The following is a 21,722-nucleotide window of genomic DNA, read 5'->3' on the forward strand; positions in this document are numbered from 1 at the left end:
TATCATCGCCTATCATTCAATAATATAGTAGAATAAGGAAAGGGAAAAACGTACATATATGGGGAAAATAGGGTGAATACTGAATGAAAACAGAGGAAATCAAGCGGGAAGAATTGAAAAGTGAATTAGGGAAATTGCATCATTTTTTAACAGAACTGAGTACCAAGTATTATGATACAGATAAAGAAAGGGTAACGATCCAATATCCAAATAATTCCGAAGGTCGACAACTTGAACAAGTGTACAACGAAATGTTCAAACATCTATTGAAAGTGAAAAAAGAATTAGATTATTATTCACTGCCAATCATCGATACGGGTATTTTAAAATACGATCAAACAAGTGAGCGATTTGTCTTCAAGTCGGTTCGTGAGAATCTTGAATTATCTGCTGGAATGGATCTAGAAATATTAGTGGAAGATTATTTTACCGAAACGAAGCAATGGGTCCGTACCAGACTAGAATATTTGCCAGAAGCATCAGGTGGCATACACGAAAATGGTTGGTATATCACGGAGGACAAAGAATTAGAATTAGAAGGAGCCATGGCAAGGATTCGTAAAAAACATGGATAACCAACGAACAAAATAAAACGAAATAAGCAAGGAGCGTACATAGTGAAAGAGAAAAAAGCTTTTTACGTAAATGGTTATTTGAGTATCTTGATGCTATTAGTAATAGCAGTAGTTTCTATATTTTTCACAAGTATGATCGTTTATATTCCGTCACTTTTAATTATCAGTATCGTACTCTGGTTGATCGGTGCGCTGATCATCAGTGGAATAACCATTGTCAATCCCAACCAGGCGAAAGTGATTTTATTTTTTGGTCAATATATTGGAACGATTCGAGAGAGCGGTTTTTTCATAACAGTTCCTTTTGCCCAAAAAATCAGCTTATCTTTAAAAGTGCGAAACTTCAATAGTTCACTGTTGAAGGTCAATGACTTAGATGGGAATCCAATCGAGATCTCCGCCGTTGTCGTCTTCAGAGTAGTGGATTCAGCCAAAGCACTTTTCGATGTAGCAAATTATCATCAATTCGTTGAGATCCAAAGTGAAACAGCGCTTCGCCATATCGCCAGTCAATATCCATATGACACATTCAACGAAGATGATCTTACCTTGCGTGGAAATACCACGGCGATTTCAGATGAATTGGCAAAGGAATTACAAGAACGTTTAGCAGTGGCAGGGGTCGAAGTGTTAGAGACAAGATTGAACCATTTGGCTTATGCAACAGAGATTGCGAGTGCGATGTTGCAACGGCAACAAGCCAAAGCCATTTTATCTGCTCGACAGACTATCGTTGAAGGGGCGGTGTCGATGACGCAAATGGCTCTAGAACAAATTGAAGCAGGACAAGATATCGCTTTTACCGATGATCGAAAGGTCCAATTGATCAATAATCTACTTGTGTCGATCATTACAGATAAAGGCACACAACCGGTGATCAATACAGGTAATAACAAAGAAAAATAGCTGAATGAGGAAAGCATTCGTCAGTGGAATGCTTTCTCCAACGAATATCGGTTTGAATCAATAAAAAGGAATTTGGAGTGTCTTGGAAGTGCAACTATTTTTTGATACAAAATAAAAAGAGCAACTCAATTTGTTCCTTTCATTCGATAGTCAATTGGAGAATTATAGCCTAATTTGGCTAAAATTCGTTGATTGTTCCAAAAATAGATGTAATTTTCGACAATTTCGATTACTCTATTATTAGAGCCTATTGGTTCTTTTGAAATGTAGAACGTTTCAGACTTTAGTGAGGAATGAAACGATTCTATCGGAGCGTTATCTGAAGGTGTTCCTTTACGGGACATACTTTGGATAACGTTTTTTTGTTTAACAAGTTCGCAGAATACCTTCGAAGTGTAAGTTGATCCTTGGTCGCTATGCAAAATAGTTGTTTCTTTTAAATGTTTTAATTGATTAAATGTGTCTACGACTAACTGAGTATCCGCTTGTTCAGACAATTGATAAGCAACAATTTCACTATTGAAGGTGTCCATAATGGTAGAAAGATATAACATGGATTTGCCAAAGGGCAAGTAAGTAATATCTGTGGTTAGTTTTTCCATTGGTTGGTTTGTCGTCCAATTCTTTTGGATAAGGTTATCAAAGGTTTTGTGTATTTTCCCAGCATGTTTACGTTTTTTTACTTTAGCAAGGCAATTCCATCCGTATTTTTTCATAATTCGTGCAACCTTATTAATACCTACAAACATTTCTCGATTCAATAAAGCATGGATTTTTCGATAACCAAATAAGAAATGGTTTGCCACAACTAACTGATGAACACGTTTTTCAATTGAAGTGAGTGCAGAAAACTCTCGATTCCGATTGCGATAATAGGTACTTCTTGAGATACCAAATAACTCCGTCAAGCGTACAATTGACAATTCATTGGTATGCTGGTTAATAAAGTGAACGATGTTTTCTAATGTCACCACCTTTCCTGAGAGAAAAATTTTTTTAAGAGGGACAGTTCCTTGTTCTTTTCTTCTAGTTCTTGTAAGACTGTCAGTTGTTCTTTTCTAGGACGACCAGAAGAAGAATCAAGCCTTTTTAAATTATTAGTAAGATACCATTTTTTCCAAGTAAAAATGGTTCCAGTACTAGGGATATGGAACTCTGTTCGAAGCGCAGTAGCTGATTCACCTGCCAGCAAACGTTTAACAATCTGAATCTTTAATTCTTTGGGATAATAATTATGTTTTGTCATGATAAAAACACCTCCAAATTTATTTTACTAAATTTGAGGTGCTCTTTTTTAATTGTATCTTATTATAGTGTCACTTCCCTTACACCTCCAGATTCTTTTTTTTTATGGGACATATGACAATAATGAAAGAGTTTTGATAGTAAAAAGAAAGGAATTTTCACGGATACTTGACTATACTTAATTTATCAGAACAGGAAAGAAGGAGTCACAATGAAAAAATTATTGATTGGGTTGGGAGCATTTATCATCATCGCTTTTGGTGGCTACCGTTTAGCAGATCATTTGATCATGGGTGGCGAAAGCTACTATGTTCAAATCACAACGGATGGTGAGAAACAGGTGGATCACGCTGACGGTGGACAAGAAATCATCAGTTATCGTTATGAACTACCTGGGTTTAATAAAGAAGGTAAAGAAAAAACAATGGACTTCAATGGTTTTCAAGAGCGACCATTAAGAAAAGATGCATTTTTGAAAGTGACTTGGAATAAAAATAAAGGCGTGACGTCTTATGAGGAAGTACAGGCAAAAGACATTCCATCAGCAGCACAAGAAAAATTAAGTAAAGGAACGGTCAATAATGGATAAAATCGTAGAAATCAAGAACGTAACAAAAGTTTACGGAAAAAGTAATGAGAAACAGACACAAGCATTGAACGGTATCAGTTTTAGTGTGGAAAAAGGCGAATTCATTGGTATCATGGGGGCTTCTGGATCAGGTAAATCAACCTTATTGAATATCTTATCAACATTAGATAAACCAACAAGTGGCACGATCCATATCAACCAAGCAGATGTCACGAAGTTGAAAGGAAATCAGTTAGCCGATTTTCGAGCAAAAGAAATCGGCTTTATCTTCCAAGATTTCAATCTTTTAGAGAACTTGACTGCACAAGAAAACATTGCAGTTCCGCTTTCTTTACAAGGCGTGAAACCAAAAGAAATCAAGAAAAAAGTCAATGCGGTGGCTGAACGCTTATCAATCAGTCACATATTAGACAGCTACCCCGCAAAAATCTCTGGTGGACAAAAACAACGGGTAGCAGCTGCGCGTGCATTGGTGACTCAACCAACGATTCTTCTAGGTGATGAACCAACAGGCGCATTGGATTCAAAAAGTGCGAAAGATCTTTTAGACACGATGGAGGAGCTAAATACGAAAGATAATGTCTCCATTTTATTGGTGACACATGATGCTTTTTCAGCAAGTTACTGTCAACGAATCTTATTTATTAAAGATGGCGTGATCCATCAGGAAGTTAAACGCGGAGAACAAAGCCGTTCAGACTTTTATCGTCAAATATTAACGATTCTAGGTAATCTAGAACAGTAAGGGGGAAACTGAACATGCTTTGGAAATTATCACTTACTGGGATCAAGAGTCGGTTAAGAGACTATATTGTTCTATTTTCCGGTTTAGTCATGGCTTCAGCCATCTTTTATATGTTCGAGTCAATGGCCAGCAACACCGATTTTTTGAACAATAATTCCACTTTAGCGATGACAGTCTTTATCTTTCGCTTTGGGTCGGTATTATTGGGGATCATCACATTTGTTTACATTCTTTATGCCAACTCATTTTTGATGACGATGCGACAAAAAGATTATGCGATGTTTATGATGCTAGGAGCAAAAGGCCGGAAAATTGCTCAAATGATTTTCTCTGAGACCTTGATAGTAGGAACAGTCGCTACTTTGGTTGGTTCAGCGCTAGGTATTGGTTTAACAAGCGTCGTCCATCGACTATTAGTTGCCCAGTTAAATATTAAAATCACTCATTTTACACCGTTCAATATGAATGGATTATTGATTACTTTGCTGTTTTTCATCGTACTATTCTTATTAGCAGCGTTTGTCAATGCATTCTCGATTGTCAAAAAACCAATTTTGACTTTACTACGTGCGGATCAAACACCTGCGCAGATGAAACAACACAAATTCTTGTTTTTCCTTGAAGTAGTTTTAGGAATCATTTTTATCGGTGTCGGTTATTATATGATGGCAAATATCGGAACCTATCAGTTGATGGGAATCGCCGTCGCGTTAGTTACAATCGTTTTAGGAACGTACTTTATTTTCCATTCGGTCATCATTTTCTTCCTTAAACTATTGAAGAAAACAGAAAATCTTTCGATGAAAAAACTGAACAACTTTACGTTATCACAGTTAAGCTTCCGTATTCGTGAATACACACAAATGCTTTCAATGGTTGCGATGTTACTCGCATTAGCTTTAGGTGCATTAACAGTCGGTCTAGGCTTTAAAAACCAGATCACTCAGTTGACGAATGAAGTATCGAACTATGATCTAGTATTGAATCAATCAGAATTGATCGATCAATCTAAAGTGGCGAAACTTTCACCAACGATCAACGCGGTCTATCAACAAAAAGAAGACGAAAAAACAGTGTACTATAACTATAGTGAGTTTGAACAAAATCCATTTTTGATCATGGAAAATCAAACACCTAACACTGGTGAAAGAAACGTCAAAACGAAAAAAGTAACCGCAGAAGAATTAGCGACAAACTTAAACTATCAAGATGAGTTGCGCTATTACGAATTGCCAGAACAACGAGAAAAAGAAATCAAATTACTGCCAGCAGAAGAATTTGCTCAATTAAATCTTCCACAAACCAGTATGCAACTGATCCAAGCAAAAGATTTCCATGAGAGTATTGAACAAATTGGTGATCTGGTAGCAGAAAACAATAAAAATAATGAATCATTAAAAGATGGAATGTTTAGTTTCACGCAAAAATATGATGCGTACCAAATGATCAACGGTATGTTCTCAGGCTTTGAATTCATGGGCTTCTTCTTAGGGATCGCCTTCTTGACAATGTTAGCAAGTTGCTTGATGTTCAAGATCCTCTCAGGTAGCAAGAGTGATGTCGTTCGTTACGAGATGCTCGGTAAGATCGGTGCTCGTCAAGCATTGTTAAAACAATCGATTCGTCGAGAAATCGGTATTCTCTTCTTAGCACCAGGGATTCTAGGAGCCATCCATGTATTATTTGGACTTCAAATGTTTACTGTTTTGATGGATGATCCATATCACAACTTATGGATACCATTTACAATATTCTTTGTTCTCTACTTTATCTACTATGTTGTAACTACTTGGCTGTATACAGGCATCGTTTTGAACAAAAAAGAATAAGTTGAGCTTGATAAAGAGCGAGAAGATGGTTTGTAGCAAAACCTCCTTCTCGCTTTTTCTGTTGCCTTCGATAAAATTTGCTTGAAGCATGATCAAATAGAGAAAAGATTACTGGATACGATGGAAGGATATCGGTTATGAGTGAACTGGCTAGATTTTTCAAAGATGGGCAACTGCAACAAATCCCTAGAAAAGAAAAAAATAAACGCTTGCTTTTTGATCATCTTTATTCAAAGTTTGAATTTGATAGAGATTACTTAGAGAGGGAGGTCAACGCTATTCTAAAAAGTATTTATCCTGATCATGCGATATTACGGCGCTACCTCGTCGATTACCGTTACCTTGATCGAGTAAAGGACGGTTCGATCAAAAGGCAGTGAGAGAGACAGAACCCAATACATAAAAAGCGCATCTCTTTAAAAGCCAAATTGGCACGAAAGAGATGCGTTTTTTAGGAACTTTTATTTGTTTGTTTTTGCCAAGCATCATATTTCAACAAAAAATATTCGATCACGAAAAAAAGCGTTGAAGTTGTTTCGAAAGGTGTAAGGATATCTTCTTGATCTTGTAGTTCTGGATTCAAGAAGAAAATCGTTTCATCACAAAGTTTTGAGACAGTTGAGTTCCTAAGTTTTGTGATACCAATTGTCTGGATATTTCGTTGCTTCAGTTGCTTCGCTAATTTGACGACTTCAGGAGACTCACCATTTAGCGTGATCAACAGGACTAAGTCTGCTGGCTGAATGATTTGGTAAAACTGCTTGTTGATGGAAACGGCACCGAAGTCATAGAGTATCAATCCGTTGTGTACGAAAAGCAATTTCATATAACTTGAAACTAGCGTTTGTATATCACCTGATCCATAGATGAAAATCCGCTTCGCATTAGCCATCATTGTACATAGATCAGTGAAATCTTTTTTCTTGAGGTTCTCAATTGTTTGGATATGATTTTCCAAGATTTCCTCCTCAAACTCGGATAGACGCACATTTTCCTGTGTAAGTTCATTTTTCAGATGATATTTGAATTCTGAGAAACCATCAAACCCTAATTTTTGGCAAAACCGCATGATTGTTGTGCGAGAAACGTTGCATTGTTTCGCCAGTTCGTTAATAGACATTGTGAAAGAATTTTTTTTGTGATTTGTGATATAGGACCAGATAAGAAAATCATTTTCAGTCAACCTTGACTGAAACGTCGTAATTCGGTCTTGTAACATCTTTTTTCATCATTGCCAAAAATCTATAAATCGTTAGAACTCACCATTAAAGTTTTCAGAACCATGTTTCTACTACGCTTGTTTGGTCATCTATGAATATGGATCTGACGAATAGTGGTTATTTTTTTGATGGATCGATTGAATGTTCGATTCTAATTTATAGATATTACAGGTTTTGACAAATCAGTTTCCCCCTTTTTCATTTGATATTTTTGAGAGAGTTCACGCTGTAATCGACGGAAACGTTTCTCAATATTGTTTGTTTTATTGCTATTTTCATAGACCTTGCAAGGTGATACAACTGCTAAATCTTTGTTACCTAACTCAATAGCCAATTCTTTATCAGTCAATTTTGGGTTGGTCGACTGCCTTCACTCACCCTTTGCTTACTTGGAGGATTTTCCAATTGCGTGTGTCCTTCTTGTTCTCACCTCACTATTAAGATACGCCTTCATGTACCGTTTATTTGATTAAGTACTACCGGACCTCTTGTTTTATTCTCGAAGATAGGATGTGACGATTCACAAATTTTGTGACAAAAACCTTTTTCCTGTGAGGAGTTTTTAAATCATCTTAAAGTGTTTCAGGAATCCATTTTAATAGTAAACTAAGAATCAGTAAAGCGCTTACTAAAAAATATGAAGGACTAAAAAACTATGATGAAAAAAATTCAAAGATTTGGTGGAGCAATGTTAGCACCTGTCATGCTATTTTCTTTTTTTGGTATCGTTATTGGTTTTTCTTTACTTCTTTCCAATCAAACGATCATGGGAGATATTGCTGCGCCTGATACACTCTGGTATAAGTTCTGGAATGTTGTAGCAGCCGGTGGCTGGACACCATTTTTTCAATTACCACTTTTATTTGTGGTCGGATTACCAATCAGTTTAGCTAAAAAATATGCAGCTCGAGCAACGATGGAAGCATTAGTGACCTATATTGCTTTCAATTATTTCGTCAATGCAATTTTAACGTTATGGCCAAATTCTTTCGCCGTGGATCTATCTCAAGGAACAGCCGTTGGTTCTGGGTTAACATCGATTGCTGGAATCATTACTTTAGATACGGGCATGATCGGAGCATTGTTGATCTCAGGTATCGTGGTTTATTTGCATAATCGCTTTTATGAAAAAGAATTACCAGAGATGTTGACGATTTTTAGTGGTTCTGTTTTCGTTACAATGATCGCTTTTTTTGTCATGATTCCTCTAGCACTTTTGATGTGTGTCGTATGGCCTATCATCCAAGAAGGAATGAGAAGCATGCAAGGTTTTTTTATCAATTCAGGAAATTTTGGTGTATTCATCTATCAATTTTTACAGAAAATCCTTATTCCAACTGGCTTACATCATTTTGTGTACGCCCCATTTGCTTATGATAGTGCGGTAGTTGAAGGAGGGATGGCTGCTTATTGGGCATCAAATATCGGCGAATTCCAAACAAGTGCACTTTCGCTTAAAGAACTTTATCCTTTTGGGGGTTTTTCTTTATCGGGCATGTCAAAAGTATTTGGAACAGCCGGCTTAAGCTTAGCCATTATTCAAGCCGCTCATCCAGAGAAAAAGAAGAAAGTTATTGCATTGATCGCCCCAGCTGCATTAACTGCGATTTTGACAGGAATCACTGAACCTATTGAGTTTACGTTCTTATTTGTTGCTCCAGCTTTATGGGGTGTCCATGCGCTATTAGATGCGTCCATTGCTACGGTTTCTTACGCTTTTGGCGTCGTTGGTGATTTTGGTGGTGGATTGATCAATTGGTTAGGGTTAAATTGGTTGCCTCTTTGGAATTTTCATGGTTCGACCTACCTCACCCAAATCATGATCGGACTTACATTTACTGCGATCTGGTTCTTAGTATTTACCTTCATGATCAAAAAATTCAATTTAAAAACTCCAGGACGTGAAGAGGAGGTATCAGAGATACAACTTTATTCAAAAGCTGATTACGAAAACAAAAAGAAGACACAACAAGATGAACAAGAGAAAAACCTACCTAAACATGCTAGACAAGCACAAGCCTATCTAGTGTTAGTAGGTGGAAAAGAGAATGTACTGGATGTGACGAATTGTGCCACACGGTTACGACTTACCGTGAAAGATACAAGTAAAGTAGCCAGTCCTATTGATTTTCAGGAAGCTGGGGCCGCAGGACTTGTCAATCCTGGAAATGGTGGTATCCAAATCATTGTTGGGTTAACTGTTCCAAGAGTGAGAGAATCATTTGAAGAATTGATCGTAAAATAAGAGGAGGATAATTATGAATAAGAAAAAAAGTTCAATCTTGATCGCCGGTGGAGGGAGTACATATACACCTTCATTAGTGATGATGTTAATAGAAGACCGAGAACGATTTCCAGTCAGGAAAATCAAATTTTATGATAATGATGAACAAAGGCAAGCAGTTATAGCAAAAGCATGCGCGATCATCCTCACAGAACGAGCGCCAGAAATCGAATTTGATTATTCAACAGATCCCAAAGAGGCTTTTACAGATGTTGATATCGTCATGGCACAACTAAGAGTTGGAAAATATGCCATGAGGGAACAAGATGAAAAAATTCCATTTAAGCATAATGTTGTAGGTCAAGAAACATGCGGACCAGGGGGACTTGCATATGGGTTGCGCTCGATCGGGCCAGTCTTAGAACTAGTCGACTATATGGAAAAGTATTCACCGGATGCTTGGTTATTGAATTATTCTAATCCAGCAGCAGTGGTCGCAGAAGCAACAAGAAGGTTTCGCCCCAATTCAAAAATCATCAATATTTGTGACATGCCCGTTTGTTTAGAAGATATCATGGCTCGAGTGATTGGGCTACGGGATCGGAAAGATTTTGAAACGTCTTATTTTGGCTTGAATCACTTTGGGTGGTGGACAAGCATCAAAGACCATGACGGTAATGACTTGCTACCAAAAATAAGCGCCCATGTAAAAAAATATGGCTATACAGAACAAACACAACAAGGCCAACACAAAGAAACAAGCTGGTTGGAAACCATGCTAGCAGCCAAAGAGTTACATGAAATTGAGCCGACCTTTTTATCCAATACGTATTTAAAATATTATTTGATGGCTGATGAAACAGTTGCTCATGCTGATAAACAGTATACAAGAGCGAATGAAATCATTGATGGACGGGAGAAAATCGTTTTTGAAGAATGCCAGCGGATTATTAATAACCAAACAGCCAAAGACACGCTTTTTGTCTCTAATGAGCATGCCTCATTTATTACAGATCTAGCTTGCGCGTTGACATTCAATACGAAAGAGCGCATGATCCTGATCGTTGAGAATAATGGTGCCATCTCTAATTTCAATCACGATGCGATGGTCGAATTGCCTTGTATCGTAGGGAAAGACGGTTATGAAGTACTATCGATTGGTGAGATCCCTACTTTCCAAAAAGGTTTAATGGAACAGCAAATTGCATCTGAGAAGTTAGCAGTCGATGCTTGGGAACAAAAATCATATCAAAAATTATGGCAAGCCTTCATCATGAACAAAACGGTACCTAGTGCAAAAGTAGCGAAGGAGATCCTTGATGAAATGCTTGAAGTCAATGCTCCTTATTGGCCGGAGCTTCACTAGGTATTACTTATAAAAATGAAAGGGGTCGGCTGGAGGAGATCCTTCAGCCGATCATTTTGAAAGTAGATATGGCAGTAAAGAATAAATTTCAACTCGTCTATTTTTTTCAGTATGCGTTGATGGCTACTTTGATGACACAGATCGTGCCGTTTTTGACCGAACAAGGCTATGATGCGGTCCAGAGAGGCTGGTTTTTGGCTTCTTACAGTGTGACCACGATGATCTTCCAGATCTTTATTGGCTATTATTCTGACCGAAGCAAGCAGATAAAAAAAGTTGCCATGGTAGTTTCTGTACTATTCGTATGCTTTGCGATCAGTTTTTATTTGATAGGAAAAGACATCTGGCTGGTACATCTGATCTTACTGGCTATTGCGGGAGGGTTATCCAATACAGGGGCAACAGTCCTAGATAACTGGGTGCTGTCAGAGTCAGAGATGCGAAACAATCTTCCAGCGATCAAAGCAATAGGTTCTTTAGGTTGGAGTATGATGAGTGTATGTATTCCTTTATTCATTTTTAATAATAATTACCAGTGGCTGATGGTTCCCTTTCTCTTTTTTCTAATTAGTTATTTGTGCATCTCAAAAACATTGCCCAAAACATCTCACGATAAAAATGACCATAAAGAACAAAAAAACAAGGAATTTAATCTTTCGGATATGTATCAACTGTGTAAGAATGGGGAGTTCTTATGTTATACGTTGCTGTTTTTCCTTTTATATTTAACGATCGTCGCCAATAATACGATCGTGATTGACAAATTACTCTTAATGGATAGTGGAAATACGTTCGTAGGATTAAAGTGGGCGATTCAAGCTTTCTGTGAAATTCCAGCGTATCTTTTATTGAATCATTCGGTAACAAAATGGAAAAATGAGCGATTGCTTTTTATTTCTGGTTTTTCTTTGGTTTTGCAATTTTTGATTTATGCAACTTCACGAACGCCGCTAGTATTGCTTGCTGCCAGTTTCTTGCAGTTTTTTACTGTTCCAGCTTTTACTATCGGTAGTCGAATGATCATCAGTGAGATTACCCCTAAAAATGTTTTTTCCTCCGGACAACTTCTGTCTATAAGTGTTTATATGGGGCTTTCTTCCTTTGTTTCTCCATTACTAGGCGGTGTCTTGGCGCAACAGTTATCAGTGAACCAAGCACTTTACTTTTTTAGTCTGCTACCGATCTTTGCTTTTATTTGTTATTACTGCTACAGGAAGTATCTGAGAAATAGTTGACATGCTTCAACTACTACGACCAGTGGCTTATTTAAAAAAATGGAAATTCCTTACTTTTCCTTACTTTTTTGGTATAATCGAATAAAGGAGAGGAATACTTATGGATAAAAAAGTGCAAGTCTCAGCTAAAATGACATCCAAAAATCAAATCACTGTCCCTAAGAGTGTGCGACAAAAATTAGGCTTGAAAGAGAATCAGAGAGTTATTTTTGAATTCACACCTGAAGGTGATATTAAAGTGACTAGTGAAAAAAACAATCTGGATTTTGAAGGATTTTGGAAGCATGAATTGGCTGTGGCGGAAGAATACGCGAGTTACGATACAGAAATCGTTGATTTTGGAGAGGATGTAGGCGAGGAGAAAATCGAATGGTAAAACAAGGGGATATTATTTTTATAGATTTGGATCCAACAAAAGGGAACGAACTAGCAAAAAAACGCCCGTGTGTCATCATCAGCAATAATAACTATAATAGGATTTTCAATACCGTTTTAGTCATGCCAATCAGTAGTTCAACAAAATATTTACAGGAAAAATATCAACACTCAGGTGCATTTCAAACAATTTCTGATACAGCGATGAATACAATCAAAGGAACGATATTATGTCAACATATCCGAAGTATTGATTTATCTCAACGCAGTAATCTTCAAGTGGTTGATCAAATTGATCCTCAAACGAAAGAAAGGTTATCAGAGATTGCCAAATATTTTTTCTAACCAATAGTGCAACTTTCCAGCGCCTATTTAGGTGGAGTAAGGTACATAAAAAGAACGAAAACTCAGAAGTATTCTATCAACTTCTGAGTTTTCGTTCTTTGATATGGTGTCCATTTTGGCTATCTCAAAAATTGTTTCATCCGAAAGACTCGATCAAGGTTCAAGCGACTAGCAAGTGGTTGATCGGTTTCTCTGACCGTTACAGAAAGTTTCTGTGGAATCTCTCTCACTGAAAAATGATGCCATAGGTCCCAGAAAGAAGCAAATCTTAATTCTGATAGATATAGAAGTGAAGGGTTTCTTTGATTGAACAACGAAATGGTCATTCTAGATGAAGTAGACGAAGAATTTCGCCAACGAGTAGGAACGACAAAGGAATCCATTCGCTCATTTGTTTCAGAATCCTGTTTTTCTTGTTCTTTTGGTTCGTCGTATTGCGTCAAGTCATAGGCTTCAATGATGGCATTCAATTTCCTAGAATATTGTCGATCTGTCGCATAGCGCCCTTCTAAATACTTCGTTGCTTCTCGGTAATCTTTAGTCTCAGATTTCCATGTTGGTTTATAAAAATCAGCATTATGTGATAAACCATTTTTGATCAAATCGGCATAGTCTTCTAAACTTTCTTTGTAAGAAGGATACTTACGAAAGGCAGCGCGAATCTGATAGTTTTGCCCAGCTGCCGTTTGTTCTAAAGTATTGAAGGAAACACTGCTCCCTTTATAAGCGCCCTTGATCCCAAAAAGATTATAGTTAGGTGAGCGAGAAAGCAAGCTGTTACCAGAACCACTTTCTAGAATAGCTTGTGCCATCATAACAGAAGCATAAATATTTTCTTCTTGCCCAATTTCTCGAGCATCTTCAGCGATTTTTTCGACAAACTGATCTGTTGTTTGATTTTGTGCGAAATGGAATGAATCGTTGATCCCATCTAAAATCGGTGAACTAGCTAATGAATTTGTCGCTCGTGGTAAACCAGCTATATTGACACGTAAAGCAAAGTCGGGTCTGTAATCCTTGATGGAAGTGATCCGCACATGGTCACCCGGTTGAGGGGCATGGATGTAATTCCCATTACCAATATAAATACCTACATGATGGGTAGTACCCGAAGCAGGTCCCCAAAAAACTAGATCGCCTGGTTGAGCATTCTCGACAGGGATTTGTGTACCCGCATATTGTTGTTCCCCTGTCCAACCTCCAATCGAATGGCCAGTTACTTTTTTATAAATGTAATAAGTCAAACCAGAACAATCGAAAGTCGTAGGACCTTTGGCACCCCAAACATATGGTTTTCCCAGCTGGCGATATGCTTCTTTTACAAGTGCTTGTTGGGTGCTTGTTGTGTTGGCCGGTAAAATTGCTTCGATCGGTGTTTTTACAACAAAATCAGATGATTCTGAAGCTGGGTTTTCAATTCGATCGGGCGTCTGAGGCCGATTAGTGTTTGTTGTCTGGTTTGAAGATGAGCCATTATTGTTTGTTGATCCAGTAGAACCACTTGTATTCCCATTATTATTTGAAGAACTTGGTGGTCGTGAAGGATTTGTCGTATTTCCTGTAGTTGAATTTCCGTTGTTGTTGCCATTATTTCCCGAATTGCCAGTATTGCCATTATTACCACTATCCGGAATATCTGGAGTAACTGGCGTTGGCTCAGAAGAATCCGTCGTTTCTTCTTCTGGAGAGGTTGGTTCAGAAGGGGAAGTCGACGACTCAAATTTTGCGGAGATCGTTAAATCAGTCACGCCGACTGTAAAAATTTGTTTGGTATAGTCGATTTCTTGCGCACCTTCGATTTTGACAGAAACTAATTGTTCATTCGTTTCAGGTGTGATCATATATGTAACTTTGGTTCCTTCTTTTAAGTCTTTGACTTTGCCAGACTTAGAAATCTCTAGAAAATCTTCTTCTGTGTACTCTCTTGTTTTGATCTCAGATTTTTCTTTCTCTTCATCAACGATCTTCAATTTGATTTTTCCACGTAAATTCCGAGCAATCGATAGCGTCCGAGTGGCTGTTTCGGTCGATTCTTCCGTTGATTCCTCTGGATTATCGGAAGAATCTGTTGAAGAACTTGATAGCGTGGAATCATTAGTACTTGAATCGGTCGTAGCTGAAGGTGACTCCGCAACGATCGTGCTTTCGGATGTCTGTGTTCGCCTGATTGTAGCAAATGCAGGCTGTGTAGATAACAAAGTTGGAGCAATCAGCCAAGATGCTGCAAGTAGGCGTATTGCTGTTTTTTTCTTCATAACGAAATACTCCTTTTCTTTTTCCACAGTTGCACTAATAAAGTTGCATCTGTTCTGTCAGTTGCTTGATTTCGTGAATATATTCAATCATGATTCACGAATAAAAAACAAATAAACATTGGACAAAAGTATTAAGTAGCCATTCATTTCGTTTGAACATTCATTGTTTGATGTACCCTATTTCATTTGTGGGGGCACAAATTTTGGGGGAAATGAGTACACTTACTATAAGTTTACCAAAGATTTATCAATTCTTCAAAACATTTCGTTAAATAACGAACGTAAAAAAAAGCCCTGGTTGCTGGCTTTTTATGGAAGAAATAAAAATATAAAATAACGCATTATTTTGAAAACCAAAGATAACAGGTTCAGTCATCATTGATTCGCAACAAATATTCGTGTTATTGAGGGGCGGAGAAATCGATCGATTGAGTTGAGGAACGTTGGATCAACTCTACGGGCAATAAAAGTTCTTCCCATGATTTATCAGGGTGTTGGATGCGTTCTAAGAGTAAACGAGCAGTCGCTTTACCTAACTCTAAAATGGGTTGAGCAATGGTCGTTAATTTAGGCTTCATGTATTCACACATATCAATATTATCATAGCCAATGATGCTATAATCTTCGGGAATGAGTTTATCTTGCTCCGCTAATCCGCGATATACACCAAAAGCTAGTTCGTCATTCAATGCGAAGATCGCTGTAGTAGCAGAGGAAAGTAAATCAGGAACGATTTCATAGCCCCCTTTTTTTGAAAAGTGAGTAGGGAACCAATGAATCTGTTTCTCAGAATGATCCACATGTTTACACGCTGCTAAGAAACCATCTATCCGATTTTGGACATTTTGCGGTGTCTGTTGTGGATAGACTAAAGCAATTTCCTGATGACCTAAGCCTAGTAGATGCTCACCGGCTAAGTACCCACCTTGATAATCATCTGTTAAGACCGCATCACTAGAACCTTCTGCTTTTTTCTGATCTAATACGATAAATGGTTTCCCTTGTTTCTTCAAAGAAACTTGAAGGGCTTTCGTTGAGACAGCCGAAGAGGCAATAATAAACCCGTCGACACCACGTTGCGTCAACTCAAGTAAATAATCCGTTTCTTTTTGATGATCAAAATCTGCATTGCATAGAATCGTGACAAAATTTTGTTGGTAAAGATAGTCTTCGATCCCTTGCATCAACGTATTGAAAAAAGGATTGGTGATATCAGGGACAAGAACACCGATGGTTTTTGTTTTCTTTGTGATCATTTGACGTGCAATGTAATCGGGTTGGTAACCTAATTCGTCTCTTGCTTTTACTACTTTTTTGACCGTATCTGGATGGAATTTTGCTTCATTGCCATTCAAGATCAGTGAGACAGTTGCGATGGATACGCCTGAATGTTTCGCAACGTCTTTGATTGTCACTTTTTTCTTTGCCATTGCTATACTCCTATCTCTTTCTTAGTGTCATTTTCCCATGAATACGTAAAGAAGTAAATGATGATTCTGTGATATTCGTCATCTTGCACACCCTAGAACCGAATAAAAGGTATTCCAGAAGTAAAACTTCAATAATAAGCCAAAAAAATAAAAAATGAAAGAACCATTTTCTATTTTTCTTTCTTATGCCTCTGTGCTGAACGTGCCTTTCACGACCTCTTTTGAAAAGGTTTTTTTCACAACCTTTCATTTCAGTGTTAAAATATAAGAGATTTACCAAATAGATAAATAAAAGGGAGAATGAAGGTGGAAGTTTTATGAAATATGTAGAAGTAAAAAATGAATTTAAGCGTTACCAGATGGGCGAAACAACGATTACAGCGAATGACGATATTTCATTCTCCATTGAAAAAGGAGAATTAGTGATTATTCTTGGGCCTAGTGGAGCAGGGAAATCAACGGTATTGAATATTTTAGGTGGGATGGATACACCGGATGAGGGACAGATCATTATTGATGAAACAGATATTGCTCAATTCAATGACAAACAATTAACGGCTTATCGCCGGACAGATGTTGGCTTTGTTTTTCAATTTTATAATCTTGTTCCTAACTTAACTGCAAAAGAAAATGTTGAATTGGCAACAGAAGTTTCGCCAAATGCGTTAGATCCTGTAGAAGTTTTGACACAAGTTGGGCTTGCGCACCGGTTGAATAATTTCCCATCACAATTATCAGGGGGCGAACAACAACGTGTGTCGATTGCACGAGCGCTTGCGAAAAACCCCAAATTATTACTATGTGATGAACCAACTGGCGCATTGGATTTTGAAACAGGAAAACAAGTATTGAAATTGTTGCAAAATGCTAGTCGTGAACATGGCAATACCGTTTTGATCATTACACATAACTCGGCTTTAGCGCCAATCGCTGATCGAGTGATCCATATCAACGATGCAAAAGTCCGTGCAGTCGAATTGAATGAACAGCCTTCATCTATCGATGAACTTGTTTGGTAAGGAGGTTTGCCATGAAAAATAGAACTTACCTCAAAGCAGGATTTCGTGAAATACGCCAATCAAAAGGACGCTTTATCGCGATCATTTTGATCATTTTACTCGGCACGCTCTTATATGTAGGCGTCAAGACAGCTGGTCCTGTGATGCAAAAAACGATGGATGAATATGTCAGGGCAGGTAAACTCTCTGATCTACAGATCATTTCGACAGCAGGATTGACGAAAGAAGATGTTGCAGAAGCAGAGAAACTCTCAGATGTAACCGTTGAAACGGGCAAACAACTATATTACGCGAATACCAATAAAAATGAAGTTGTCCAAGTATTCTCTTACGCTCCAGATATGAAACAAAATCAGTTGACGGTGATCGATGGTCGCTTGCCACAATCGGATGATGAACTTGTACTAGATGAGAAGGCAAAAAATCAAGGATACAGCATCGGTGACACCTACACGATTGAATCAGATGACTTGAAAGAGACGGCATACAAGATTACAGGTTTTGTCCGCTCGCCGTTATTCATCAATAATTTAGAACGAGGTTTTGCAAATGTAGGAAATGGGAGTATTGATTACTTTGCCTATGTCCCCCAAGATAATTTTAAAACAGATATCCAATCCGTATTATATCTTGACTTTGCAAATGTCGACGATTTAAATACGTACAGTGAAGAATACCAAGAAGAGATGGAAAAAAACATCGAAAAGCTGGAAGGGTTGTTTGAAGAGCGACCGCAGCAACGTTTAGAACAGCTGAAGCAAGAGGGCAAGGATGCTTTAGCCCCTGCAAAACAAGAAATCGAAGCCGGAAAATCACAAGTGGCTGATGCGAAAAGTCAATTAGAAGCAGCGAGAACGCAGATTGATCAACAACGTCAAGTCTTGGAGCAGTTACCTGAACCGCAGCGAACACCGGCATTGAGTGCTTTAGCGGAACAAGAAAGTCAATTATCAGAACAAGAAGCACAATTGACAACAAAAGAAGCGGAGCTAACAGAGGCCGAAGCATCTATTGCGGAGAATGAAGAAAAAATCAATGAATTAGCCAAGCCAACTTATCTTTTCCAAGAGCGATCGGAAAATGTCGGCTTTCAGGAATTTGGCGATCTAGCTGAACGCATCGCAGCCATCGCAAATGTCTTTCCAGTCTTTTTCTTCTTTATTGCAGCATTGATCACTTTTACCACGATGACACGGATGGTAGAAGAAAATAGACGAGAAATCGGTACATTGAAAGCCTTAGGATACAGTAAATTGGAGATTGCCAAAAAATATGCCATTTATGCTTGTCTCGCTTCAGGTATCGGAATCATTTTAGGAACGATATTAGGAACCAATCTTTTGCCACGGATCATTTTTGAGCTTTCAAACGAACGTTATGATATTGGCAGTGCGGTGATTTTCTATGATTGGCCACCAATCATCCAAGCAGCTATTGCGTTCTTCATTGCTGCTTTTGGTGCAGCGATGTTAGTTCTATTCAAAGATCTACGCGAACGACCAGCTGCTTTGTTACAGCCTAAAGCACCGAAACCGGGGAAAAGAATTCTTTTAGAATACATTACTCCTCTTTGGTCACGTTTAAGCTTCAATCAAAAAATCAGTTATCGTAATCTTTTCCGTTATAAATCACGGATGTTCATGGCAATCATCGGAATTGCCGGTTGTGCAGGATTGATGGTCGCAGGAGTTGGGCTAAAGGATTCGCTTAGCTCGGTTTCTGCCAAACAGTTTGGACCAATCATTGATTATCAAGCGATCGTAACGACCAATCAAACTGATGAAACGAGTCAAAAAGAAATCAATGACGCAATGGATGATCAAGCGAAGATCACTGATCGTTTAGCGGTTAATTCGCAAACGATTGAACTACGTAAAAAAGGCCAAGCATCACAAAGTTTGACTTTGATGGTACCAGAAAATGAACAAGCATTAGAAACGTTCATCCATTTGAAAACAATCGACGATCAATCGGTAGAACTACCAGACCAAGGACTTGCGATCACACGCAAAGCGGCCGAATTATTCGATTTATCTGTCGGTGATACGGTGGAAATGTATGATGACGATCAACAAAAATTACATGGAACGGTGGCAGTCATTTTGCAAAATTATTTGGGTAATTTTGTCTATATGAGTCCAACATATTATGAAGAGATTTCTGGACAGCCAATGACGACAAATGCGTATCTACTCAAAACAGAAAAGATGTCGAAAGAAGAAGAGGATACACTCTCAGAAGAATTATTGAAAACGGGGGCGGTTACTAATACCTCTTTTATTTCGACACAGATCAAGAACCAAGAAGAATCTCTTTCAAATTTAGATGCAGTGGTCATCATTTTCGTCGTTCTATCTGGTTTATTGGCGTTTATCGTTTTATACAATTTAACGAATATCAATATCTCTGAACGAGTACGAGAACTTTCTACGATCAAAGTATTAGGCTTTTTTGATAAAGAAGTCACGATGTACATCGTTCGAGAAAATATCATCTTTACTTTATTAGGGATTTTTGGAGGATTTGGGATCGGTTATGTGCTGACCGACTTTATTTTACGCCAAGCTTCAATGGAATCAGTGATTTTCCCGTTAGTTATTACCTGGGTTGCTTATACACTATCCGCTGCTTTGACGATTCTATTCACGGTGATCGTGATGATCGTCACTCATTTCAAATTGAAGCATATTGATATGATCGATGCATTGAAATCAAATGAATAAGGAGTGGGAGGACTAAGATGAGTATTACTGTGAATATCCTATATAGCGGTAAAGAAGGCAATGCAAAAGCATTTGCCCAAGAAATGACAGAGCGAGGAATCGTCGACCGCATTCGTGCGCAAGAAGGAAATGAACGTTATGAGTATTTTATTCCTTTAGAAGATGCTGAATCGATCTTATTGGTAGATCGCTGGACAGATCAAGAAGCAATCGATCGTCACCACAAATCAGAGATGATGGTGGAGATTGCTGAATTACGAAAAAAATATCAGTTGAAGATGAAGGTCCAACGTTTCATCGATGAACCAACAGAATAGATCAATCGATAGTTCTGATCCGTTTATTGCTTATTCTTGAAAAAGAAGATCGCAATAAACGGTTTTTTTGTTGAAAGATAGAGGAGAATAGATAAAGAGAGCCTCGGGGCAAAGCCAAAAAAGGATAAACGGTAAATTTCCCCGTTTATCCCTAGGATTATTCAGTTGGATGAGTTGAATTAGCTGTATCAGTAGTGTTCTTAAAGCGAACAAAGCTACGGATCATCTCCCGAATGATCGTATACGTCGGCAATACGAGGATCATTCCTAGTAAGCCAAACAAGTTCCCAGCGACAAGTAAAAGAAAAACAGTCGCAATTGGATGGATATGAATCATCTTATTCATCACTAGAGGAGACACCAAGTAAGATTCCCCAAATTGAATCAAGGTGATGAAAGCTACTAAGAGTAAGGCTGTTTTCACGTCTTGACTTAATGCGTACAGTAAAGCCGGTGCAGCACCAATAAACGGACCAAAATAAGGAATGATATCCATCAATCCACAAATCAAGGCAAGTAATAACGCATTTGGCAAGCCTAATACTTTAAAAACAAGATAACTCCCCACACCTACATACGTACAGACTAAAAGCTTGCCACTAATATAGGTCGAAGCTGCTAAATGGAAATCATGGCACCAATCTCTGACTAACTGATGGAATTTCTTAGGCGTGTAGCGTGTCAATATAGCTGGAATCCTGTCGCCATCTTTGAACATATAAATCAGTAAGAGTGGAATCGTAAAGAGAATGATCGCAGAGCGCGAAACGATTTCGAATACATTGACTAAACTTGAAGTGGCACCTGAAACAAATTGTAAAACAAAACGTGTCAATTGGTTCAATTCCAGTGTATCAATAAATGGGAGCAAGCGTTCTTCTAATAAGGAACCATCTAGATTCTCTGCCAAAACATAAAGAATTTGAGGAACCTGACCGATAAATTTACTGATTTCCAAAATGATGATCGGTAAAATCACTTGTACGGTCAAATACACAGTTAACAAAATCAGTAGCATCATCAGTGTGACCGCAAGCGTTCTTGATTTTATATATTTGAGGAGTTGATTGTATATTGGAAGAAAAATATAAAATACGAAAACTGAAATCAAGATTGGCAAGAAGATACTTGCCATGATCGCTTCGAGTGGCCTGAAAATAAAAGTGATCTTAGAAAAAATAAAAATAGTGATTCCTGTCAAGCTAAGTAAAACAAGTGTTGCAAATAATTTGGAACGTTTTAAAAAAGTCATAGTAGAGATCCTCCGCTTTTTGGCTTTTTATCGTTTAGGGTATGTATGAAAAAAGCATGTTACTTGAAGACT

20 protein-coding genes and 1 pseudogene are annotated in these 21,722 nt (G+C 38.0%); 14 read left to right on the forward strand and 7 right to left on the reverse strand.

Annotation, left to right across the window (positions count from 1 at the left end):
• The first annotated feature begins 83 nt into the window (after positions 1 to 83).
• Together IGI79_RS02210 and IGI79_RS02215 are read left to right on the forward strand one after the other, a co-directional pair.
• Positions 84 to 575 carry a DUF5348 domain-containing protein gene (locus IGI79_RS02210; protein WP_108145840.1) on the forward strand — a complete coding sequence of 164 codons (492 nt, stop codon included), beginning with the start codon at positions 84 to 86 and terminating at the stop codon, positions 573 to 575.
• A 42-nt stretch (positions 576 to 617) separates the two neighbouring features.
• Entirely contained in the window at positions 618 to 1,481 is an 864-nt protein-coding gene (locus IGI79_RS02215; protein ID WP_438845671.1) for an SPFH domain-containing protein, read from the forward strand.
• 125 nt (positions 1,482 to 1,606) lie between these two features.
• On the opposite strand, the gene IGI79_RS02220 is transcribed toward IGI79_RS02215, so the two are convergent.
• The gene (locus IGI79_RS02220) at positions 1,607 to 2,452 is read right to left on the reverse strand and encodes an IS3 family transposase (protein ID WP_438845672.1); all 846 of its coding nucleotides are present in this window, start codon (positions 2,450 to 2,452) and stop codon (positions 1,607 to 1,609) included.
• A complete protein-coding gene (locus IGI79_RS02225; RefSeq protein WP_066025821.1) occupies positions 2,449 to 2,727 on the reverse strand; it encodes a helix-turn-helix domain-containing protein in 279 nt (92 codons plus the stop codon). Before IGI79_RS02225 ends, IGI79_RS02220 begins: the two co-directional genes overlap by 4 nt.
• A 210-nt stretch (positions 2,728 to 2,937) precedes the next feature.
• Between IGI79_RS02225 and IGI79_RS02230 the strand changes: the two genes are divergently transcribed.
• The 4 genes from IGI79_RS02230 to IGI79_RS02245 all read left to right on the forward strand — a co-directional run bounded on the left by IGI79_RS02230 (position 2,938) and on the right by IGI79_RS02245 (position 6,269).
• Positions 2,938 to 3,315: a YxeA family protein gene (locus tag IGI79_RS02230; RefSeq protein WP_019722992.1), complete on the forward strand. Its 378-nt coding sequence runs from the start codon at positions 2,938 to 2,940 to the stop codon at positions 3,313 to 3,315.
• Positions 3,308 to 4,060, forward strand: coding sequence for an ABC transporter ATP-binding protein (locus IGI79_RS02235; protein WP_019722991.1), 753 nt, complete (start codon positions 3,308 to 3,310; stop codon positions 4,058 to 4,060). Before IGI79_RS02230 ends, IGI79_RS02235 begins: the two co-directional genes overlap by 8 nt.
• A 14-nt stretch (positions 4,061 to 4,074) precedes the next feature.
• Positions 4,075 to 5,889, forward strand: coding sequence for an FtsX-like permease family protein (locus IGI79_RS02240; RefSeq protein ID WP_019722990.1), 1,815 nt, complete (start codon positions 4,075 to 4,077; stop codon positions 5,887 to 5,889).
• Between the two features lie 137 nt (positions 5,890 to 6,026).
• Positions 6,027 to 6,269, forward strand: coding sequence for a DUF2087 domain-containing protein (locus IGI79_RS02245; RefSeq protein ID WP_065095732.1), 243 nt, complete (start codon positions 6,027 to 6,029; stop codon positions 6,267 to 6,269).
• 71 nt (positions 6,270 to 6,340) lie between these two features.
• Here the strand turns inward: IGI79_RS02245 and IGI79_RS02250 are convergent, their stop codons facing one another.
• Together IGI79_RS02250 and IGI79_RS02255 are read right to left on the reverse strand one after the other, a co-directional pair.
• The gene (locus IGI79_RS02250) at positions 6,341 to 6,847 is read right to left on the reverse strand and encodes a MurR/RpiR family transcriptional regulator (protein WP_438846062.1); all 507 of its coding nucleotides are present in this window, start codon (positions 6,845 to 6,847) and stop codon (positions 6,341 to 6,343) included.
• Between the two features lie 48 nt (positions 6,848 to 6,895).
• Positions 6,896 to 7,108, reverse strand: a pseudogene (locus IGI79_RS02255) (MurR/RpiR family transcriptional regulator); the annotation flags it as partial.
• 656 nt (positions 7,109 to 7,764) lie between these two features.
• Between IGI79_RS02255 and IGI79_RS02260 the strand changes: the two are divergent.
• The 5 genes from IGI79_RS02260 (at position 7,765) to IGI79_RS02280 (ending at position 12,654) form a co-directional block, all read left to right on the forward strand.
• On the forward strand, positions 7,765 to 9,354 hold the full coding sequence (locus tag IGI79_RS02260; RefSeq protein WP_438845673.1) for an alpha-glucoside-specific PTS transporter subunit IIBC: 1,590 nt from the start codon (positions 7,765 to 7,767) through the stop codon (positions 9,352 to 9,354).
• 13 nt (positions 9,355 to 9,367) lie between these two features.
• Positions 9,368 to 10,699, forward strand: a complete 1,332-nt coding sequence (locus tag IGI79_RS02265) for a 6-phospho-alpha-glucosidase (RefSeq protein ID WP_438845674.1) — start codon at positions 9,368 to 9,370, stop codon at positions 10,697 to 10,699.
• Positions 10,700 to 10,767: 68 nt separating this feature from the next.
• The gene (locus IGI79_RS02270; protein WP_438845675.1) at positions 10,768 to 11,934 is read left to right on the forward strand and encodes an MFS transporter; all 1,167 of its coding nucleotides are present in this window, start codon (positions 10,768 to 10,770) and stop codon (positions 11,932 to 11,934) included.
• A 100-nt stretch (positions 11,935 to 12,034) separates the two neighbouring features.
• Positions 12,035 to 12,310, forward strand: a complete 276-nt coding sequence (locus IGI79_RS02275) for an AbrB/MazE/SpoVT family DNA-binding domain-containing protein (RefSeq protein WP_108145833.1) — start codon at positions 12,035 to 12,037, stop codon at positions 12,308 to 12,310.
• On the forward strand, positions 12,304 to 12,654 hold the full coding sequence (locus IGI79_RS02280; protein ID WP_108145832.1) for a type II toxin-antitoxin system PemK/MazF family toxin: 351 nt from the start codon (positions 12,304 to 12,306) through the stop codon (positions 12,652 to 12,654). Before IGI79_RS02275 ends, IGI79_RS02280 begins: the two co-directional genes overlap by 7 nt.
• 119 nt (positions 12,655 to 12,773) lie before the next feature.
• Here IGI79_RS02280 and IGI79_RS02285 read toward each other — a convergent pair whose 3' ends face one another.
• Complete coding sequence (locus IGI79_RS02285; protein WP_438845676.1) at positions 12,774 to 14,909, reverse strand: glucosaminidase domain-containing protein; 2,136 nt, start codon at positions 14,907 to 14,909, stop codon at positions 12,774 to 12,776.
• A 401-nt stretch (positions 14,910 to 15,310) separates the two neighbouring features.
• A complete protein-coding gene (gene rbsR, locus IGI79_RS02290; RefSeq protein ID WP_066026457.1) occupies positions 15,311 to 16,339 on the reverse strand; it encodes a ribose utilization transcriptional repressor RbsR in 1,029 nt (342 codons plus the stop codon).
• A gap of 317 nt (positions 16,340 to 16,656) precedes the next feature.
• Here rbsR and IGI79_RS02295 point away from each other — a divergent pair, with 317 nt between their 5' ends.
• Genes IGI79_RS02295 through IGI79_RS02305 form a run of 3 tightly spaced genes read left to right on the forward strand, consistent with a single transcriptional unit; the run spans position 16,657 to position 20,398 of the window.
• On the forward strand, positions 16,657 to 17,358 hold the full coding sequence (locus IGI79_RS02295; RefSeq protein ID WP_010736355.1) for an ABC transporter ATP-binding protein: 702 nt from the start codon (positions 16,657 to 16,659) through the stop codon (positions 17,356 to 17,358).
• An 11-nt stretch (positions 17,359 to 17,369) separates the two neighbouring features.
• A complete protein-coding gene (locus IGI79_RS02300) occupies positions 17,370 to 20,081 on the forward strand; it encodes an FtsX-like permease family protein (RefSeq protein WP_438845677.1) in 2,712 nt (903 codons plus the stop codon).
• A 17-nt stretch (positions 20,082 to 20,098) separates the two neighbouring features.
• Positions 20,099 to 20,398: an antibiotic biosynthesis monooxygenase family protein gene (locus IGI79_RS02305; RefSeq protein ID WP_195339571.1), complete on the forward strand. Its 300-nt coding sequence runs from the start codon at positions 20,099 to 20,101 to the stop codon at positions 20,396 to 20,398.
• Positions 20,399 to 20,555: 157 nt separating this feature from the next.
• Here IGI79_RS02305 and IGI79_RS02310 read toward each other — a convergent pair whose 3' ends face one another.
• Entirely contained in the window at positions 20,556 to 21,650 is a 1,095-nt protein-coding gene (locus IGI79_RS02310) for an AI-2E family transporter (protein WP_065095723.1), read from the reverse strand.
• Positions 21,651 to 21,722: the final 72 nt, after the last annotated feature.

It is taken from the genome of Enterococcus sp. AZ084 (assembly GCF_051714905.1).
Classification (GTDB): Bacteria; Bacillota; Bacilli; order Lactobacillales; family Enterococcaceae; genus Enterococcus_B; species Enterococcus_B pernyi.

What these genes read in the sequence shown, in the direction of transcription:
- IGI79_RS02310 (WP_065095723.1), bottom strand. Translation starts at nt 21,650, where the DNA reads ATGACTTTTTTAAAACGTTCCAAATTATTTGCAACACTTGTTTTACTT.
- IGI79_RS02305 (WP_195339571.1), top strand. Translation starts at nt 20,099, where the DNA reads ATGAGTATTACTGTGAATATCCTATATAGCGGTAAAGAAGGCAATGCA.
- IGI79_RS02235 (WP_019722991.1), top strand. Translation starts at nt 3,308, where the DNA reads ATGGATAAAATCGTAGAAATCAAGAACGTAACAAAAGTTTACGGAAAA.
- IGI79_RS02230 (WP_019722992.1), top strand. Translation starts at nt 2,938, where the DNA reads ATGAAAAAATTATTGATTGGGTTGGGAGCATTTATCATCATCGCTTTT.
- IGI79_RS02240 (WP_019722990.1), top strand. Translation starts at nt 4,075, where the DNA reads ATGCTTTGGAAATTATCACTTACTGGGATCAAGAGTCGGTTAAGAGAC.
- IGI79_RS02280 (WP_108145832.1), top strand. Translation starts at nt 12,304, where the DNA reads ATGGTAAAACAAGGGGATATTATTTTTATAGATTTGGATCCAACAAAA.
- IGI79_RS02295 (WP_010736355.1), top strand. Translation starts at nt 16,657, where the DNA reads ATGAAATATGTAGAAGTAAAAAATGAATTTAAGCGTTACCAGATGGGC.
- IGI79_RS02285 (WP_438845676.1), bottom strand. Translation starts at nt 14,909, where the DNA reads ATGAAGAAAAAAACAGCAATACGCCTACTTGCAGCATCTTGGCTGATT.
- IGI79_RS02270 (WP_438845675.1), top strand. Translation starts at nt 10,768, where the DNA reads ATGGCAGTAAAGAATAAATTTCAACTCGTCTATTTTTTTCAGTATGCG.
- IGI79_RS02210 (WP_108145840.1), top strand. Translation starts at nt 84, where the DNA reads ATGAAAACAGAGGAAATCAAGCGGGAAGAATTGAAAAGTGAATTAGGG.
- rbsR (WP_066026457.1), bottom strand. Translation starts at nt 16,339, where the DNA reads ATGGCAAAGAAAAAAGTGACAATCAAAGACGTTGCGAAACATTCAGGC.
- IGI79_RS02245 (WP_065095732.1), top strand. Translation starts at nt 6,027, where the DNA reads ATGAGTGAACTGGCTAGATTTTTCAAAGATGGGCAACTGCAACAAATC.
- IGI79_RS02300 (WP_438845677.1), top strand. Translation starts at nt 17,370, where the DNA reads ATGAAAAATAGAACTTACCTCAAAGCAGGATTTCGTGAAATACGCCAA.
- IGI79_RS02265 (WP_438845674.1), top strand. Translation starts at nt 9,368, where the DNA reads ATGAATAAGAAAAAAAGTTCAATCTTGATCGCCGGTGGAGGGAGTACA.
- IGI79_RS02260 (WP_438845673.1), top strand. Translation starts at nt 7,765, where the DNA reads ATGATGAAAAAAATTCAAAGATTTGGTGGAGCAATGTTAGCACCTGTC.
- IGI79_RS02275 (WP_108145833.1), top strand. Translation starts at nt 12,035, where the DNA reads ATGGATAAAAAAGTGCAAGTCTCAGCTAAAATGACATCCAAAAATCAA.
- IGI79_RS02225 (WP_066025821.1), bottom strand. Translation starts at nt 2,727, where the DNA reads ATGACAAAACATAATTATTATCCCAAAGAATTAAAGATTCAGATTGTT.